Source organism: Silanimonas algicola, from assembly GCF_054777375.1.
Genome location: NZ_BAAHAS010000003.1, coordinates 308814 through 326104, shown reverse-complemented (window position 1 = coordinate 326104; position 17291 = coordinate 308814). Strand labels below are relative to the sequence as shown.

Here is a 17291-nt window from a genome sequence, read left to right as displayed (position 1 = left end):
CTCAGCGCGCCGGCTCGGTGACGGTGAGCGTTCCGGCGGGGCCGCCGCGCGCGATCACGCCGTTGCGGTACATGTGCTCGGCAAAGATCGGCGGCACCTGGAACGTACCGGTGGTCGTGGCGCGGATGCGATAGCGGAACTCCTGCATCGTGTTCGACACGCTGCCGTAGAGCACGAGGCGGTCCTCGCGGATCTCCTCGTGCACCGGACGGAAGGTCGACTCCGGCAGGGCCAGCACCGGCGCCGCCGGCTGGGCGGCGCCCGGTGCGGCATCACCCTCGATCAACTCGCCGCTCTCGTCGTCGTAGCCGTCACCGTCGGCATCGCGCTGACCGGCCTCGGCCGGGTCGCTGCCGCCCTCGGCAGGCGATGGTGGCGTCAGCACCGCTTCGAAGCCGCCCGGCAGCAGATCGAGGAGGGCCACGTTGTCCCACCCCGAACCGCGGACGCGCAGTCGCACCGTGAGCGCCTTGCCCTGTTCCACCGTCGTGGTCGGCTTGCCGGCCTCGTCGAGGAAGTCGCGCTGCACTTCAAGGCCTCGGTCCTGCACGGCCGCCGGCGGCGTGCGGTCGAAACCCGCTTCGGTGCGCGCGACCCACACGGTCTTTCCGGGCTCCGGCATCACCATCAGCCGCGTCGCGTCGGCGCGGAACGGCCCGGCCAGCACGCCGTCCTTCGATTCGCCGAACGCGGCCTTGCCACCGCGCCATTCCTGCTCGAAGCGCACCGGCGCGGCGGTTTCGCCGCCCACGGCATCCAGGGCGAGCACGGCCAGCGCGCTGTTCAGGCTGTTGAGGCCCTGCTCGTTCACCGAGGCCAACAGGCGGGTCGTGGCTTCGGCACTCAGCGGGCGACGCTGGTCGGGGAAGTGCTTGCCCAACAGGTACAGGCGCCAGGCCTGCGCGCCGAAGGGGTCGTAGTAGTCGCCGTAGGCCCAGCGCGCGTAGAGCGCATCGCGCTCCCCGGCATTGAGCTGCGACCACGGCTTCGGCGTCTCGTTGGCGATCTCGCGATGGCGGCGCGCCAGCGGCGCGGCCGCCGCGGTCTGCTGCAGGCCGCTGTAGCTCGCAGCCACCAGCAGGCCGGCGAGGTCCTCGCGCCAGGCCTTGGGCTGGTCGCGCTCCAACTGCTCGACGAGCGCCGCCAGCGCGTTGCCGGCCGACTCGCCCTGACGCACCTGCAGGTAGACCGCCAGCGCCCGGGCACGAAGGCCAGCGAGGTCGTTACGGCTCGCATCGGTCGCCGCCTGCGCCAGCCACTGGTTGGCGCGATCGAGCAGGTCGCCCGGCACGCGCTCGCCGCGCTCGCGCGCTTCCACCAGCACCAGCATCGCGTAGGCCGACACCAGCGGATCGACGTCCGGCGTCGAGGTCCAGGTGCCGAAACCGCCATCGCCGTTCTGCCGCGCGCGCAGCGTGTTGAACAGGCCGGAGAGGTCGCCGTCGCCGCGCGTCCGACCAAACGCCGGGTGCGAGCGCAGCACGAGGCCCGGCAGGGCCTGGCTGGCCAACTGCTCGGTGCAGCTGTAGCGGTAGTCGCCGAGCCACGCCTGCAGGCCGGTCAGCGCGACCAGCGGCGAACTCGAGGCGGCGAGTCGGCGGGTCGAACGCTCGTCGAACATCGCGCGCAAGTCGGTGATCGCGGTGTTGCGCGAGGCCTGCTGCACCGACACGGTGGTGAGCGAGGGCTGCAGCGGCCGCACCGACACTTCGAGGCGACGCTGCGCGGCGAATCGCCCGCTGCTCGCCCGCAGGGTGATCGGCACGGCACCGAGCGCCTGCGAGGCCTTCAGCCGCACGTTCACCACGGTCTCGTCGCCCGGCTTCAACATGACCGGCGCGGGCGCCGCGCCGACCAGGGCGAGCGAGGGCGGCAGCGTGAGCTGCAGCGCCACGTTGGCGGGCTGCGTGGCGCCTTCGATGGTGTTGGCGATGCCGACGGGAACGACGAACTCATCGCCCGGGGCCACGTGCGTCGGCAGGGTCGGCGTCAGCACGAAATCACCGCGGATCGTCGCCTTGCCTTCGCGGAAACCCACGCGCTCCGGCGTCACCGCCACGGCCACGAGGCGCAGCTCGCCGTTGAAGTGGTCCGGCGGCGTGAACTCGAAGCGCTTGGCGCCCTCGATGTCGACGACGCCCGACCACCACACGGCGGGCTTCTCGCCCTTGCGCTTGAACGGGTTCAGATGGCGCGCACCGGCGCCCTCGCCGTCACCGCCGGGGGCGGCGCCGTCGGCGAAGCGCGCGAACTCCGGCAGCAGCAGGTCGAGGATCTGCGCGCTGTCCACCTGGTGCATGCGCTTGGCGAAGAACGCATCGAGCGGGTCGTCGACGCGATAGCCCGCCACCTGCAGGATGCCTTCGTCCACCGCGAACACGGCCACGCGGGCCGGACCGCCGGCATCGATGTCGATGGCGAGCGGCTGGCCGGGACGCGAACGCGCCGGCGCGCCCATCGTCAGCGGCAACTGCCGCGGCGTGCGATCGATGGCGAACGGCACCACGCCCCACGAGAGCGGGCTGAGGTGGATCTCCTCGCTCGCCGGATCGCGCAGCAAGGTCACCGACACGTAGGCATTGCCCTCGAGGCCTTCCGGCACGCGGATGCGCTGCACGGTGCTCGTGGTGTCGGCCTTGAACCAGCGCTGCGCCACGACGGTGTCGCGCTCGATGGTGATCAGGCCGGCACCTGAGTACGGGCCGCGGATCGAGACCTCGATCTCCTCGCCCGCCGCATAGCTCGGCTTCGACAGGCTCAGCTGCAGCTCGGCGTTGCGCTCCAGCGAGCGCGAGAGGTTGGCGTCGCCCACCACGGTCCAAGCCTGCGAGTTCAGCACGCGGCCCTGCGCGTCCTGGATCTCGAGGAGGAAGTCGCCCGGCGTCGCGGTGTCGAGCGCCAGCGCCTGCGCACTGGCCTTCGAGGCCAGCGCCGCGCGGGATTTCTCCTCGCGACGTTCGCGGGAGACGAAGCGGAACAAGCCGTCGTCGCCGCGCGTCAGCACCGAGACCATGCGCTTCTCGATGCGCACGGCCTGCAGGCCATCAACGGCCAACGGCGCGCCGTCCGGACCGATCACCAGCACCTCGGCCGAGGCGCGCGAACCGCGATTCACGTAGCCGAGCGAATCGGCGGCCTTGATGCCGACGAGGTAGGGCTGGTCGGAGACCAGCGCGCGCAGCGTCGAGGCCACGCCGCGGCCACTGCCGGGCTCGTAGGCACGCACCAGAAGATCGAGGCGGTAGCTGGCGCGCTCGTACTGCTCGAGGCCCAGCGCGATCTCGGCGCGGCCTTCCGCATCGGTGCGTGCGTCTTCGAGACCCTGCTGCACGCCCTCGCGGGCCTGCTGCGGGTCGCTGAAGCGGAAACCCGGGTGCTGCTCGAAGGCCGGGACGCTCGGCGTCAGCCGCAGCTGCGCGGTGACGCGACGGTCCTGCGCCGCCGTGCCGAACAGATTCTCGACCTCGACGACGGCCTTCAACTCGTCCGGCCGCACCCAGCCGCGCTGTGGCGGTGTCGACAGCGTCGTCTTGACCCGCAGCGTGTCGGGCTGGAACTCGCGCACCTGCACCGTCGTACTGCCGACGAGGCGGCGGTCGTAGGTGTTGCGGCCCTTGAGGTAGAGCTGCGCCATCCACGTGCCGGAGGGCGCGCTCTCGCCCGGCGTGAAGTCGAAGCCCTCGAAGCCGGCGGCACCGAAGCGGATCGTCTCGCGGCGCGCGAGGTTGCCCGTGGGATCGAGGATGTCGAGCTCCAGCGGCGCGCCCACCGGCGTCTTCGCCCAGTCCTGCGCGCGCAGGATCAGCCCGAGATGCACGGTTTCGCCGGGGCGGTACAGCCCGCGGTCGGAGAAAAGAACGGCCTTCAAAGCCCCCGGATCGACGTGGTTGATCTCACCGCCGACGTCGAAGCGCGAGGTGTCGAGGCGACGCGCCCAGTCGCCCAGCGGCAGGAAGCTCATGTCCTCGCCGCGCGTCACCTGCAACAGCACGGGGGTGCGTTCGCGCACGAAGGCATCGAAGGCCGGCAGCGTGGCCACGCCGTCACCGTCGGTGTTGGCCGCGACCACCACCTGGCCGTTGCGGCCCACCACCGCCACCCGCGCGCCGGCCACCGGCGTGCCCGCCGACAGGCTCTGCACGAACACCTTGCGGCGCCCGTCCAGCTCGGTCTTGGCCAGCACGCCGAGGTCGGTGAGCACGACGAGGCGGGAATCGGTCTGCTGGCCGGCGTTGCGATCGAGGCGCTCGCGCGTGGTCAGCGCGGCCTCGTCGGCACGCATCGAGCGCAGCGACAGCAGGAACACGCCGCGCTCGTTCGCATTGAAGTAGGTGCCAAGATCGACGCCGCGGTAGTTCGCCTTCGCCGGGTCGTCGGTCGGGATCGACAGCGTCTCCTCGAAGCGCTCGACGAGCATGTCCTCGTCCACGCGCCACAGCGACGGGTTCTGCAGGTCGCCGGAATTGGTGGCGACCAGCACCTGCAGCTGCTCGGGCAGCACGCGGCCGATCTCGAGGCGCACGTCGGGCGTGTTGCGCGCCACGAGGCTCACGCGGCGCTCGCCGCGCAGCGACAGCAGCGCCCCCTCGCCGACGAAGCGCAACAGCTTGGGGTACTCGGGCACCGCGAGCAGGCGGCGCTGCGGCTGGCCGAGCAGGAAGCCGCCGAAGCTCTTCAGGCCCTTCGGCACCTCCAGCCAGAGCCGGCGTCCCGGCGGGGCGTCGAAGCGCAGCGTGTGCGTCGCCACCCACTCGCGCTCGCCGGGCAGCAGCTCGAATGGCAGCGGCGTGGCGGCGTTCAAGGTGGCGGCATCGACCTCGCCAGCCGACCATGGGTAGGGGACCGCCCGCTGGGAGGTGCTCGCCGGATCGGCGCGGCGCTGCGGGCTGGGTACGAAACGCTCCGGAAGCAGCCACAGCTTCACCTGCGAGGCGATCTCGCGATCCCTCAGCGTGTCGTTGAACGACAGCACGACGAGCTGCTTGGGCTCGCCGTTGGCATCGTCGACCACCGCGGCCTCGACGCTGTCGAGCGCCACCGAGTACAGCGAGGGCAACGCCACGCTGGACGTGGCCTCGCCGGCGCGGCCCGGCCCGTCAAGACGGCTCTTCGCGCCCTCGGCGAGGGTGAGGGTCACGCGACCACCGTTTTCCGGCACCGTGAGCGGCGCGGTCTGCACCCAAGCCTTGAGGCCGGGCTCGTCGAAGCGCACCTCGATGGGCGGCGCGGCGAGCGGACGGCCGGCCCCATCGACGGCCTTCGTGGACAGTCGCGAACGCAGGGCGTCGGCATCCACCGGATGCGAGAATGTGAACGCCCAGACGGCGCGCTTCAGGCCGGCGTTCTCCGGGTCCTGGTAGAACTCGGCGCGGTCGATGCCGGCGGTGAACGCCGCGGTCTCGAAGGCGAAGCGCGTTTCGGCCAGCACGCGGCCGGGCGCCAGCGCCTTCCGCGCGTCCACCGCGACCTCGTAGCCCTGCCCCACCGGCCAATCCTCGGCCGGCGTGAACACGAGGGTCGACTCATCCTCGAAGGCCCAGCGGCCGGCCAGCGCCGGCGTCAGCATGAGACCTTCGACGGCCTTCGCCGCGCCGTCCTCCCCGCCCACCGCGTCGAGCGTCGCCACCGGCGCGCTGAATCGCAGGCGCAGCGGAACGATGCTGATCGGCGTTGCCATGTAATCGGTGGCACCCGGCGCCTCGATGGCGGCCGTGATCGCGTCCGGCGGCGGCGGCACCTCGCGGGTGGACCACCACGTCGCCACCACGGCGAGAGCCAGCACCGCCAGCGGCACGCCCACGCGGGGGCCCGGCCTTGCCCGCAACCACGCGAGGGATTGCCCCATCCAAACCGGCGGCTGCCACGCGCCGAACACGCGGGTGGACCACGAAGAGGGGGGCCGTTCGTCCTTGACGCTCATGGGGGGGCTCGCGCGGGGGGCGCGGCGGGGTGCCGCGCGTTCACCGCATCATAACGAGCCGCCACCCGAGCCCCGGGGCGACGATGGGCAGACGCGGGCCGCCGGTGGCGAAACGCGGGCAGGCGCCCGCGGCGCCTCAGAACCGCCCGGCCTGGAAGTCGGCGATCGCCTCGCGGATCTCGTCGGCGGTGTTCATCACGAAGGGGCCGTGCCAGGCCACCGGCTCGCGCAGCGGCCGGCCGGCGACGACGATCAGGCGCGCCCCGTCCGCGCCCGCCCGCAGCACGACGTGGTCGCCGTCCGAAAGCACGGCCAGCTGTCCGATGCGCACGTCGGTGTCGCCACCGCTGGCGGCGAGGCGCAGCGCCCCGCCGAACACGTGGACGAAACCCTGGTGGCCGAGCGTGGCGGGCAGCGCCAGCGTGGCGTTCGGGGCCAGCAGCACGTCGGCGAACAGCGGCTGCGTCGCCTCCGCCTGCACCGGACCAGCCACCCCGGCCACCGCGCCGGCGATGACCTTCACTGCCGCGACCGCGCCGGGGGCATCGAGCAAGGGCGCTTCAAGGCCCGTGCCCTGCACCAGCACCGTGCCGCTCGCATCGAGCTGCACCACCGGCAGGTGCTCGGGACCAATGTCCTGGTAGCGCGGCGCGCGCATCTTGTCCTTGGCCGGCAGGTTCACCCACAGCTGGAAGCCGCGCATCTCGCCTTCCACCTGCTCGGGCATCTCGGAATGCACGATGCCGCGCCCCGCGGTCATCCACTGCACGCTGCCCGGCACCAGCAGGCCTTCGCCGCCCTTGTTGTCGCGGTGGCGCATGCGTCCCTTGAGCATGTAGGTGACGGTCTCGAAGCCGCGGTGCGGGTGCGGCGGGAAGCCGGCGATGTAGTCCTGCGGCCGCTCGGTGCCGAAAGCGTCGAGCATCAGGAAGGGATCGACGGGCGGCTGCTGCGGCGTGCCGATCAGGCGCGTGAGCTTGACCCCGGCGCCGTCCGAGGTCGGCAGGCCGGTGGTCAGACGAAGGACGTGGCGGGGCGCGTGCAGCACGGGCGCGGAAGCGGCGGGGATGGCGTTCATGCCGAGGATGCTCGGCGCGCCATCGCCGGGCCTCAAGCGGCGGGCCGGAACGCGCCATTGCGCGGACGCAACAGCCGCCACTAGACCGTGCCGCGATTCTTCCCCATGAACGGCCGGTACCAGTCGCGGATCGCCGCCATGTCGGCGTCGACGTCGTCGCTGCAGCGCACCAGCGGGCCGATGCGAACGCAGCGGTTCGGGTAGTCGAACGCGGCGCAGAGCACCGGGACGTCGGCGGCGCGGGCGATCTTCCAGAAGCCGGTCTTCCACTTGTCGACGCGCCGTCGCGTGCCTTCGGGTGCCAGCACGAACCACATGCGATCCGAGTCGCGGATCCGCGTTGCCACTTGGTCGACGACGCCGCCCGGCGCGGCGCGATCGACGGCGAGGCCGCCCATGCGTCGCAAGTACCACGCCAGCGGGCCGACGAAGATTTCCTTCTTGGCCATGAACACGACGCCGAGATCCATCGCCAGCAGCATGGCAAATCCCCACACCGCATCCCACGCGGACGAGTGCGGGGCGGCGATGATGACCAGACGCGGCTCGTCGGGCCATTCGCCCTCGATGCGCCAGCCTCCTGCCCGCAGGACCCACGTTGCGACGTGGCGCCACAGCGGTGCGCCGCCGCCCCGCGGCGCCATCGGGGGCAACGCCGGCACCAACGCGCCCCCCGACCGCGCGCGGACGTCCGTGGCACTCACGGCTCGCGCTCCCAGCGCCGCGAGGCGCGTTCGCGCTTCACCTGCGCGCGCTCGCGCTTGCTGCCGAGCCGGCGCTCCTGCGATCCCTTCGTGGGCTTGGTCGCGATGCGCTTCTTCGGCGCCACCCGACAGGCCTCGATCAAGGCGTGCAGGCGCTCGCGGGCGTCCTCGCGATTGCGCTCCTGCGTACGGAACCGCTGGGCCTGGATGACCAGAACGCCTTCTTCCGTCAGGCGCCGATCGCGCCGCGCCAGCAGGCGATCACGAACGGCTTCCGGCAGGGTGGCCGAGGCGCGCACGTCGAAACGCAGCTCCACCGCACTGGCGACCTTGTTGACGTTCTGACCGCCAGGGCCCGAGCTGCGGACGAAGCGCTCCTCGAGCTCGCTGTCGGGGATGGTCAGGGGCAGGCGTGGCGTCATCGCGGCGAAGTGTAAGCGTGCACGGGGGCGCTTCCGCTTGGCATGCCGCGGATCAAGCCGCCGGCAGCCGCGGATGGCCGAACTCGTCACGCTCCTCGCCCGCAGCGGCGTCACTGATCCGCTCCCGCAAGCCCCGACCCGGGAAGGCCTGCGGGGGCTCGGCGCGGGCCACTTTCAACGCGTTGCCGAACGCAATGGCCGCCCGCGCATCATTCGCGGCGGCCATCAGGTCGCCCAGCGCCTCCCAGGCCTCGGCCCCGGCGCCTTGGGCGATCGCGCGGTGGAAATAAGTCTCGGCTTTGCCCGGCAAAGCCTTGGCCCGGCACAGCCGGCCCAAGGCCAACAGCAGGGCGGGCGATGTGGAATGCGCCGTGAGCCAGGCTTCGGCCCGGGCGAGGCGCTCGTCGCCTGCGAAGCCAGGCAAGGCGCCGAAGGCCGCCACCACGCCCTCGTCCCAACGCGCCTCGATGGCCTCGGCGAGGGCCTGCGCCGCTTGTGCCTCGACATGCAGTGCCGCCGCACGACGCGCAAGCGCCACGAGCACTGGCGACTGCGCGCGCAAGGCCGGCGGCAGCCCCTTCCAGCGGATCAGCAAGGTGCCGGCTTCCTGCGCATCGACCAAGGCCGATTCCGCCAGCCGGGTCTCCAAGGCGGACAACGCGGCTGCGTCGGTGCCGCGCTCGCCGCGGAGGCGGGCCACCATCGGCAGGGCTTCATCGGCGCGTCCAAGCCGGGCCAACGCTTCGGCGCGCAGCAGGACACCGGCAGGAGGCAGCGTCGTGCCGGCAGCGGCGGTATCGAGGCTGGCAAGGGCCTCCAGCGCGCGATCCTCCGCAAGCCACGCGGCGCTCTGCTCGAGCGACGCCACCAGCGGGTCGGCCTTGGCGAGGGCCAGGCGATGGGCGCGCACCCGCTCGCCCAAGCCCGCGGCCCGGGCCGCGGCGATGGCGTGCAACAGCGCGGGCACGCGGTCGATGCTGCTGCGCTTCGCGGCAAGGGCGAGAAGGTGTTCGGCACGCTCCGGACGTCCCTGCTGCAAGGCCAGCAGGCCATTGCTCAAGCGCTCGCGCGCGAGGCGCTGCGAATACTTGCGCACGGCGCGGAACGGCAAGCGCACCAGGGCGATGAACCCGAGCAGGGCGGCCGTGGCGAGGCCCCAAGCCAGCGCCGCTACCTCGGCACGGAGACTGACCAGCGTGTCGCCCCACTGCAGCACGAGCAGGCCTTCCTGCTCGCGCAGCAGCTGCCAGCCGAAGCCCGCCAGCAAGGCGAGCAGCAGACCGAGGAGCAGCGCGGGGAACAGTTTCATCGAGCGCCCTCGTTGCGCCGCTGCGCGCGCAGCTGCGCCAGGGTGCTGCCCAGCACGGGCACGTCGACGGCGAGGTCGGCCTTCGCGAGCGCATCCAGGCGGATGGTTTCGGCCTCGAGCGCGGGGTTCGCGGCGTACAGGCGCTGCATCCACTGCCGCGCGCGCTCGGCGGCGGCGGCGAGCCCCTCGCGGTCGCGGCGTTCGATGGCGAGGCGCGCGAGGCCGAGTTCCAGACGCAGGGCCGCGAGGCCGCGCTGGCGGTCGGCAGGCGCCAGCAGGTCCTGCGCGCCGCGAGGACGCACGTCGACCAGCGCGTCCAGCACCTTGTCCAGCGTCGACGCCGGGGCCGCCGGGGCCGCATCGGCCGGGGCCATCTCGAGGGCCGGCAGCGCCGCCTCGAGGGCATCGATGGCGCCGCGCGCCACCAGCCGCGGATCGGCCGGCAATGCGGCGAGCGCGGCCTGCTCCTGCGCCAGCGACTGGCGGAGGTTGACGTACTGAGGCGCAGTGAGCGCGGACAGCAAGCCGTCGGCGAAGGCGTAGGCGCGGCGCGCCCCATCGATGTCGCCGGACAGCGCCAGTCGCGTTTCGGCGAAGCTCAGCAGCAGATCCACTTCGTCGAGGCGCAGTGCGATGCCGCTGTCGCCCTGCGGGCCCGCCGCGACCTGCTGCACGCTCTCCTCCAGCAGGGCCGTTCGCTGCCCCCAGCCCAGAAGCTCCTCGCGCTGCACCGTGCTCCGCGCCTCAAGGTCGGCAAGGCGCTGCGCGTTGCGGGACTGACCGCGCTCCAGGGACGCGATCGCCTGCTCCACCGCCAGCAGGCGCTGGTCGAGAACCGCGTTCGACAGCGGGTCCGACGCGATCTCCGGGGTGGGGCGCGCCGACCACCACCATGCCACGGCAGCGCCGGCCACCAGCACGGGAATCGCGATCAGCAGCGGACGGGTGAGAGAGCGATCCATCGAAGCCATCATCAGGGGGCACGGCGCGATGCCGCGAGGTTCATTGTAATGGCCGGATGCGCGACGCCGCCGCGACGAGGGCCGCCGGCGTCGGCCCGTCGGCGACAAGCGCCTGGAGGAATCCGGCGCCGGCCGCCAGCGCGGCGAGCCGCGGGCTGCTCACCACCACCGGCCGCGTCCGCAGGGCGCGCCCCGCCGCCGAGTCCGCATCGGGCAAGCGGGCCTCGAGGAGCCCCAGGGCTTCGGCACTGCTCGCCACCAGCACGGCACCGGCATCATCGACGAACGCCGCGAGGTGGCGCGCGCCACCCCGCAAAGCGGTGCGGCGGTACACCTCGGCGACGCGCACCTCGATCCCTCGCTCGCGCAGCGCCGGGATCAGCACCCCCCGGCCCCCCGGCGCGGTGATGATGCCCACCGCCTGCGCGATGGGCGCCTGCAGCTCGGCCATGGCCAACACGCCCTCGCTGTCCATCCGCGCGGGCGATCGCGCGCCGGCCACGCCGACGCGACGCAGCGCCGCGGCCGTGCCGCTGCCGACGGCGAGGTCAAGGCCCTCACGACGCAGGCGCCCCTCCGCTTGCGAGGCCGCAAAACGCACCGCCGCCGGACTGGTGTAGAGCCGCACGGGGGCCGCCAGCGCGGCGGCGAGGCGCGCGCCGTCGGGGTTCGCCACCAAGCGCTGCAGCGGCAGCACGCGCAGGCGGAATCCCGCGCCTTGCGCCACCCGGCGCAGCGCCGCATGCTCGCCCGCCGGTCGCAGCGACCACAACGTGGTTGTCGTTCCGGTGTCCATTCCCGAACTCTCGCACAGCGCCATGGCCGACGACGCCGTTTCCCGCCTCCAGTCCCTGCTCGACGCCATGCCCCCGGTGGCGGCCCTCGGCGTCCGCGTGGCCCGCTGCGACGCCGAACGCGTCGTGTTGGAAGCCCCGCTGGCGCGCAACGTCAACGACAAGGCCTGCGCCTTCGGTGGCAGCCTCGCCAGCCTGTTGACCCTGGCCGGCTGGGGCGCGCTGGAATCCGCCCTGCACGCCCGCGGCATCCACGCGGAGGTCTATGTCGCCGACAGCACGCTGACGTACCACGCGCCGCTGTACTCGGACCTCGTCGCGGTGGCCGAGGTGCCCGGCGCGGCGGCCCTCGACGCCCTGCTGGCGAAGCTCGCCCAACGCGGCCGCGGCGGCATCGTGCTGGAGGCGTCGGTACGCGATGCCACCGGCCAGGTGGTCACCACGCTCAGCGCTCGTTATGCCGCCGTCGCCTCCCGCTGACATACTCGCCGCATGAGCCGACTCCCCCGCATCGCCCTCGCCCTCCTCGTCGCCCTGCTGGCCGCCTGCAGCAGTGGCGCCGGCAGCAAGCCCGACGCCCTCGACCGCACGCTCTACGACTATTCCGGCGCCATCCGCTGGAACAACTTCGAGGTCGCCTGGGACATGGTCGACCCGAAGGTGCGCGAGGCCAAGCCGCTCAGCGATTTCGAGCTCGAGCGCCTGAAGCAGGTGCAGATCACCAACTACAACCTCGTCGCCAGCGTCACGCTGCCGGACGGCCGCGTCGCCCGCGAAGTCGAGCTCGGGGTGGTCAACCGCCACACCCAGGCCGAGCGCGTGGTGCGCGTCCGCGAGATCTGGCGCTACGACGAGCAGGCCCAGCGCTGGTGGCAGACCGAGGGCCTGCCGGTCCTCGCCCAGGACCGCTGACTCCCCGGCCGGGCGGCCGCCGCGCTGGTGGCCGGCCCCGGGCCGACGGATAATGCCGGCCCGTCCGTTCCCCTGAGGCCCCGATGTCCTGGGACCAGCTCACCGCCTTCGCCCAATCCACCCCGCTGCTCAGCCTCGCCTTCGCGGGCCTGACGGTGGCCGTGATCGTCACCGAGGTGAAGCACCGCCTCTCCGGCATCGCCGGGCTGTCACCGGCGCAGGCCACGCTGCTGATGAACCGCGAGGACGCGCTGGTCGTCGACGTCTCGCCGGCGGCCGACTTCGCCAAGGCGCATATCCCCGGTTCGGTCTCCGCGCCACTGGCGGACCTCGATCCGGAAAAGCACAAGCAGCTGTCGAAAGCCAAGGACCGCCCGGTCATCGTCACCTGCCGCACCGGCATGAGCGCCCACGGGGCCGCCGCAAAGCTGAAGAAGGCCGGCTACACCAAGGTGAGCGTGCTGGACGGCGGCCTCGCCGGCTGGCGCCAGGCCGAAATGCCGGTGGGCAAAGGCCGCTGAGCCGCAGGGCAGGGACCGCGCGGCGGCCGGGGCGTTCACCCCCCTTGCCTCCGCCGGAGGTCGCCCCCACCCCCGTTTCCAGCGCATGCGATACTTGCGCGCTGACCCTTTCACTTTCCTGATCCGGAGTTCCACCCGTGGCTGACGAAAACACCCAGGGCGCCGCTGGCGCCGAGCAGCAGGCCCAGTTCGCGATCCAGAAGATCTACGTCAAGGACATCTCGTTCGAGGCCCCGGGCACCCCGATGGTGTTCAACGAGCAGGGCAATCCGGACCTGAACCTGAACCTGAACCAGAAGGTCGGCAAGCTGGCGGACGACGTGTACGAGGTCGTCCTCGGCATCAATCTCACCTGCAAGCTCGGCGAAAAGACGGTGTACATCGTCGAACTCGAGCAGGCGGGCATCTTCGGCCTCAACGGCTTCGACGAGCGCAACCTCGACTTCATGCTCGGCACCTACTGCCCGAACGTGCTGTTCCCGTACGCCCGCCAGATGGCGTCGGACCTGATCCAGGCGGGCGGCTTCCCGCCGTTCTACCTGCAGCCGATCAACTTCGAGGCGATCTACGCCGAGAGCCTGCGCCGTCGCGCCGAGCAGCTGAAGTCGGCTTCGGCCCCGGCCGTCGGCAACGCCTGATCCGCCACTGGATCGATCGCCCGGCCACCCGGCCGGGCGGTGCATCACCCCGCTTCATGAGGACGCCGGCATGACCGCGACGACTCCCGTCACCGTGCTGGGCTCCGGCTCCTGGGGCACCGCCCTCGCCGCGCAGATGGCGCGGCAGGGCCACGACACCCTGATCTGGGGCCGAGACGCGACCCAGGTCGGCGACATCAACGTCCGCCACGAGAACTCCCGCTACCTGCCCGGCGTGGCGCTGCCGCCCAGCCTCCGCGCCACCACCGATTTCGACGCCGCCGTGCGTGCGGCCTCGATGCTGCTGGTGGTGACGCCGAGCCACGCCTTCACCGAAACCATCCGTCGCCTCGCGCCGTTGCGCCCCAAGGGCTGCGGCGTGGCTTGGGCCACGAAGGGTTTCGAGCCGGGCACCGGCCGCTTTCTCCACGAGGTCGCCGCCGAGCTGCTGGGGCCCGACGTGCCGCTGGCGGTCGTGACCGGCCCCTCCTTCGCCAAGGAAGTCGCGCAAGGCCTGCCGACAGCCGTGACGACGCACTCCGACGACGCCGACTTCGCGCAAACGGTGGCCGAGAGGCTTCACGGCCCGTCCTTCCGCGCCTACACCGGCACCGACATGCTTGGCGCCGAACTGGGTGGCGCCATGAAGAACGTGCTGGCCGTGGCCACCGGCGTCGCCGACGGCATGGGCCTCGGCTTGAACGCCCGCGCCGGACTGATCACCCGCGGCATGAACGAGATGCTGCGCCTCGGCGCCGCCATCGGCGCTCGGCCGGAAACGCTGATGGGCCTCGCGGGCGTGGGCGACCTGGTGCTCACCTGCACCGGTGACCTCTCGCGCAACCGCCGACTCGGCCTGGCTCTGGGCAAGGGCCAGACCCTCGCCGAGGCGGTGGCCGCCATCGGCCAGGTCGTGGAGTCGGTGCAGACGGCGGACGAGGTGATGCGCCAAGCCGAGGCCCACGGCATCGAGCTGCCGATCAGCCACCAGGTGCAGCGCGTGCTGCACGGCGAGATCACCCCGATCGAGGGGCTCGGGGAACTGCTGGCCCGCGAGCAGAAGCCGGAATACCCGGAAAGCCTGTTCCGCGACCGCTGACGCCTGACGCGAGGACGACGACGCCCGGCCGAAGCCGGGCGTCGTCGTCGACTCGCGCGAGCGGCGCCGCTCGCGCCGCCGCAAACGCAGGATCAGAAGCTGGCGCGCAGGCCGACGGTGTAGATCTCGCCGTTGTCGCCGTCGAACTCGACTTCGCCGGTCAGGCCCCACGTCGGGCTGAACTTGTACTGCAGGCCAGCCGTGTAGGTGAAATCATCGCTGTCGCCGCGCACGTCGAGGTTGCGGTAGTTCACCTTGCCGAGGTACTCGAAGTTCTCGGTGAAGTTGCCGCGGACGCCGGCGGACAGCCGGTAGCCATCGACGAGGTCGAAGTCGGTGTGCGCCGCTTCGGCGATCAGGTCGACGTTGTCCGACAGGTTCAACGCGTAGCCGAAGCCCAGCTCCCAGAAGTCGGCGTCGGCGCCGCGCTCGGAGAAGTTCTGGTACTGGCCGAGGCCGTAGAAACCGGTGTCGGCGAACTGGACCGAGCCGCGCACGCCGAAGCCATCGATGTCGCTGTCGATGTTGTTGTAGGTACCTTCCACGTAGGTGTAGCTGCGCTCGGCGGCATTGGCCGACAGCGGCAGCATGGCGACGAGGGCGAGGGCAATCAGGGTCTTCTTCATGGCGTTTCTCTTTCTTGTGTGGGGTGTCGCGAAGCCGGGGCTGGGCGACGGCTACAGAGAAACAGCCGCGACGCGCAGCGACAACCCAACGAAGAGTGAACATTCAGCGCGGCGTCGGCATTGAATTCGTGCGTCGCTGACCACGGGGACTTGCGGTTTCGCAATCCGCGACTTCGCGCGCCAACAACCGGGCTACGGCTCCTGGCTTCCGGCATAGCCGCACTGCCGCCACGCTTCGAACACGGTGACGGCCACGGCGTTGGAAAGGTTCAAGGAACGGTTGCCTTCGCGCATCGGCAACGCGATGCGCGTGCCGGCATCGAAGCGCGCGAGCACGTCGTCGGGCAACCCGCTGGTCTCGCGGCCGAAGAGAAACACGTCGCCCTCGCGGTAGGCGACGCGATCGAATCGTGTCGCTTCGCCCGTCTCCACCACCCACCAGCGCGACGGGCCGATCGCGGCGATGCAAGCGTCGAGATCGTCGTGCACCTGCATCGTGGCGAACTCGCGATAGTCGAGCCCGGCGCGCCGCAAGCGCGCGTCGTCGACGTCGAACCCCAGCGGCCGCACCAGATGCAGCGTCGCGCCGGTGTTGGCGCAGAGGCGGATCGCGTTGCCGGTGTTCGGCGGGATCTCGGGCTGGAACAGGACGACGTGGAACATGGCGCTCGGACGGACGCGGGGCCGCGAGTATCGCCGCCTCGGGTCCGCGCTGTCAGGCGCCGACCCGGCAAGCCCGCAGCGGCTCGGCCGCGAGGCGGGCGAACGCGTCGGCGTCGACGGCCTTCGGCGCGTCGGGGAACTCGATGCGCACTTTCAGGGGATCGTCGCCAGCGTCATCGCGCAGATTCGACAACCCTTCGAAGCGCAGCAAGCGACGGTCCTGTTCGGCGTAGACGACGTCGATGTGCGGGGCGAACCACCCGAGGAGGCCGCCGAGCCGGAGCCGGAAACGCCGATCGCCTTCGCGATCGGCATCGCCGGCGTCGACCTCGTAGACCTTGAAGTCGTAGCTCGTGAGCCGGGAAGGCACGAGGAAGGACATCGGCACGCTCTCGCCCGCCGTGAGGCGCGGCCACTCACGACGCACCCACTGGTCGAAACCGGCATCCGCGACCAGGTTGCCGCCGGGCAGCGGGGCCTGCTGGGGGTCGGCGTCGGGCCGATCGACGAAGACACGGGCCGCATCGCCCGTCCGCGACACGCCTTCGCGGTAGCCACTGCGCACGTCCTCGAACTGGAACGCGGGGGCGGCCGGCGCGCCCCGGTAGTCGACGCGCTTGCGTGCGAACGGCGTGCCATCAACGCAGCGGTAGACGACAAGGCGCTCCAGCGGGCCGCCGTCGGGCGCGGCGCGAAGCAGATGCTGCTCGCGGTAGAGGGCCTCGCCGCTCTCGAGATCGGCGGCCAGGCCGATCTCCTCGCGGTACGCGGCGGACACCGGGAACGACGCCAGGGCGATGGCGAGGACAAGGGTGCCCGGGGCACCGGTGCGGCGGCCCCATGGCCGGCGACTCACCATGGCAACGCCTCCCCGCGATAGTCGATGAAGTCGCCGTGCGCGTCCGTCGGCAGGGCATCGATGACGCGCAGAAGGCCGGCCACCGATTCGGCGGCTTCCAGCGGTGCGGCCGGGCCGCCCATGTCGGTCTTCACCCACCCCGGATGCAAGGCGACGCTGCGGATGCCCTGCTCGGCCATCGGGATCGCCGCAAGGCGGACCGCCATGTTCAGGGCCGCCTTCGAGACCGCGTAGCTCGGCGCGTGGAACTGCCGCGTCGACGCGATCGAGCCCAGCACGGAGCTGAGCCAGGCGACGGCCGGCGCGCGCCCGCGTGCCAGCAGCGGCGTGGCCGCTTCGGCGAGCAACAGGGGCGACAGGACGTTGGTCTCGAACGCCTCGCGGAAGATCGAGGCCTCCAATTGGCCGAAGCGCTCGCCCGACGCCAGGACGCCGGCGTTGTTGATCAGCAGATCGATGCCCCCCCACGTCGCCGCCACGTCGTCGAGGAGCGCGCTCCGCGACGCCGGGTCCGTCAGTTGCAGAGGCCGCAGCGCAAGGCGGTCCGGCTGTTCCGCGGCCAGGGAACGGAGCGCGGCGGCGGCGCCAGGCTGGCGGCAAGCCGCCACCACCGTATCGCCTCGCGCCAGCAGTTGGCGCACGAACTCGAGGCCGAGGCCTCGGGACGCGCCGGTCACGAGGACCCGGCGGGCGGAAGGTGGCGAGAGGGCTTGGAGCGTCATGTCGGCATCTTGGCCGGCACGCGGGTCGCGCGGGCGTCAAGAAAACCCAAGGATGGCGTGAG

16 protein-coding genes are annotated in these 17291 nt (G+C 71.9%); 5 read left to right on the top strand and 11 right to left on the bottom strand.

The genetic code is table 11. From position 1 onward, the window contains the following. Position 1: 1 nt before the first annotated feature. The 7 genes from ACYVAK_RS11630 to ACYVAK_RS11600 all read right to left on the bottom strand — a co-directional run bounded on the left by ACYVAK_RS11630 (position 2) and on the right by ACYVAK_RS11600 (position 11191). The gene (locus tag ACYVAK_RS11630) at positions 2 to 5920 is read right to left on the bottom strand and encodes an alpha-2-macroglobulin family protein (RefSeq protein ID WP_461061129.1); all 5919 of its coding nucleotides are present in this window, start codon (positions 5918 to 5920) and stop codon (positions 2 to 4) included. Positions 5921 to 6056: 136 nt separating this feature from the next. Then, a complete protein-coding gene (locus ACYVAK_RS11625; protein ID WP_461061127.1) occupies positions 6057 to 6998 on the bottom strand; it encodes a pirin family protein in 942 nt (313 codons plus the stop codon). 80 nt (positions 6999 to 7078) lie between these two features. Further along, positions 7079 to 7702 (bottom strand): 1-acyl-sn-glycerol-3-phosphate acyltransferase, encoded by a 624-nt coding sequence (locus tag ACYVAK_RS11620; RefSeq protein WP_461061125.1) that lies wholly within the window; start codon positions 7700 to 7702, stop codon positions 7079 to 7081. After that, positions 7699 to 8124 carry an alternative ribosome rescue aminoacyl-tRNA hydrolase ArfB gene (gene arfB, locus ACYVAK_RS11615; protein WP_461061123.1) on the bottom strand — a complete coding sequence of 142 codons (426 nt, stop codon included), beginning with the start codon at positions 8122 to 8124 and terminating at the stop codon, positions 7699 to 7701. Before arfB ends, ACYVAK_RS11620 begins: the two co-directional genes overlap by 4 nt. Before the next feature lie 52 nt (positions 8125 to 8176). Beyond that, positions 8177 to 9433, bottom strand: a complete 1257-nt coding sequence (locus tag ACYVAK_RS11610) for a heme biosynthesis HemY N-terminal domain-containing protein (protein WP_461061121.1) — start codon at positions 9431 to 9433, stop codon at positions 8177 to 8179. Further along, positions 9430 to 10395, bottom strand: a complete 966-nt coding sequence (locus tag ACYVAK_RS11605) for a uroporphyrinogen-III C-methyltransferase (protein ID WP_461061119.1) — start codon at positions 10393 to 10395, stop codon at positions 9430 to 9432. The genes ACYVAK_RS11610 and ACYVAK_RS11605 overlap by 4 nt, the downstream gene beginning before the upstream one ends. Positions 10396 to 10435: 40 nt before the next feature. Further along, positions 10436 to 11191, bottom strand: a complete 756-nt coding sequence (locus ACYVAK_RS11600) for a uroporphyrinogen-III synthase (RefSeq protein WP_461061117.1) — start codon at positions 11189 to 11191, stop codon at positions 10436 to 10438. On the opposite strand from ACYVAK_RS11600, the gene ACYVAK_RS11595 reads away from it, so the two are divergent. The 5 genes from ACYVAK_RS11595 to ACYVAK_RS11575 all read left to right on the top strand — a co-directional run bounded on the left by ACYVAK_RS11595 (position 11184) and on the right by ACYVAK_RS11575 (position 14359). Then, entirely contained in the window at positions 11184 to 11669 is a 486-nt protein-coding gene (locus ACYVAK_RS11595; RefSeq protein WP_461061115.1) for a YiiD C-terminal domain-containing protein, read from the top strand. The two genes, ACYVAK_RS11600 and ACYVAK_RS11595, sit on opposite strands and share 8 nt — an antisense overlap. 12 nt (positions 11670 to 11681) lie before the next feature. After that, positions 11682 to 12101 carry a hypothetical protein gene (locus ACYVAK_RS11590; RefSeq protein WP_461061113.1) on the top strand — a complete coding sequence of 140 codons (420 nt, stop codon included), beginning with the start codon at positions 11682 to 11684 and terminating at the stop codon, positions 12099 to 12101. 83 nt (positions 12102 to 12184) lie between these two features. After that, on the top strand, positions 12185 to 12622 hold the full coding sequence (locus ACYVAK_RS11585; RefSeq protein ID WP_461061111.1) for a rhodanese-like domain-containing protein: 438 nt from the start codon (positions 12185 to 12187) through the stop codon (positions 12620 to 12622). A 137-nt stretch (positions 12623 to 12759) separates the two neighbouring features. Continuing rightward, a complete protein-coding gene (gene secB, locus ACYVAK_RS11580; RefSeq protein WP_461061109.1) occupies positions 12760 to 13260 on the top strand; it encodes a protein-export chaperone SecB in 501 nt (166 codons plus the stop codon). Positions 13261 to 13330: 70 nt separating this feature from the next. Continuing rightward, positions 13331 to 14359 carry an NAD(P)H-dependent glycerol-3-phosphate dehydrogenase gene (locus tag ACYVAK_RS11575; RefSeq protein ID WP_461061107.1) on the top strand — a complete coding sequence of 343 codons (1029 nt, stop codon included), beginning with the start codon at positions 13331 to 13333 and terminating at the stop codon, positions 14357 to 14359. Positions 14360 to 14451: 92 nt separating this feature from the next. On the opposite strand, the gene ACYVAK_RS11570 is transcribed toward ACYVAK_RS11575, so the two are convergent. From ACYVAK_RS11570 to ACYVAK_RS11555, 4 genes are all read right to left on the bottom strand, one after another. Continuing rightward, entirely contained in the window at positions 14452 to 14985 is a 534-nt protein-coding gene (locus tag ACYVAK_RS11570) for an outer membrane beta-barrel protein (RefSeq protein ID WP_461061105.1), read from the bottom strand. 192 nt (positions 14986 to 15177) lie between these two features. After that, positions 15178 to 15648, bottom strand: coding sequence for a tRNA (cytidine(34)-2'-O)-methyltransferase (locus ACYVAK_RS11565; RefSeq protein ID WP_461061103.1), 471 nt, complete (start codon positions 15646 to 15648; stop codon positions 15178 to 15180). 52 nt (positions 15649 to 15700) lie between these two features. Beyond that, positions 15701 to 16507: a hypothetical protein gene (locus ACYVAK_RS11560; protein ID WP_461061101.1), complete on the bottom strand. Its 807-nt coding sequence runs from the start codon at positions 16505 to 16507 to the stop codon at positions 15701 to 15703. Then, the gene (locus ACYVAK_RS11555) at positions 16501 to 17229 is read right to left on the bottom strand and encodes an SDR family oxidoreductase (RefSeq protein WP_461061099.1); all 729 of its coding nucleotides are present in this window, start codon (positions 17227 to 17229) and stop codon (positions 16501 to 16503) included. The genes ACYVAK_RS11560 and ACYVAK_RS11555 overlap by 7 nt, the downstream gene beginning before the upstream one ends. Between the last annotated feature and the right edge of the window lie 62 nt (positions 17230 to 17291).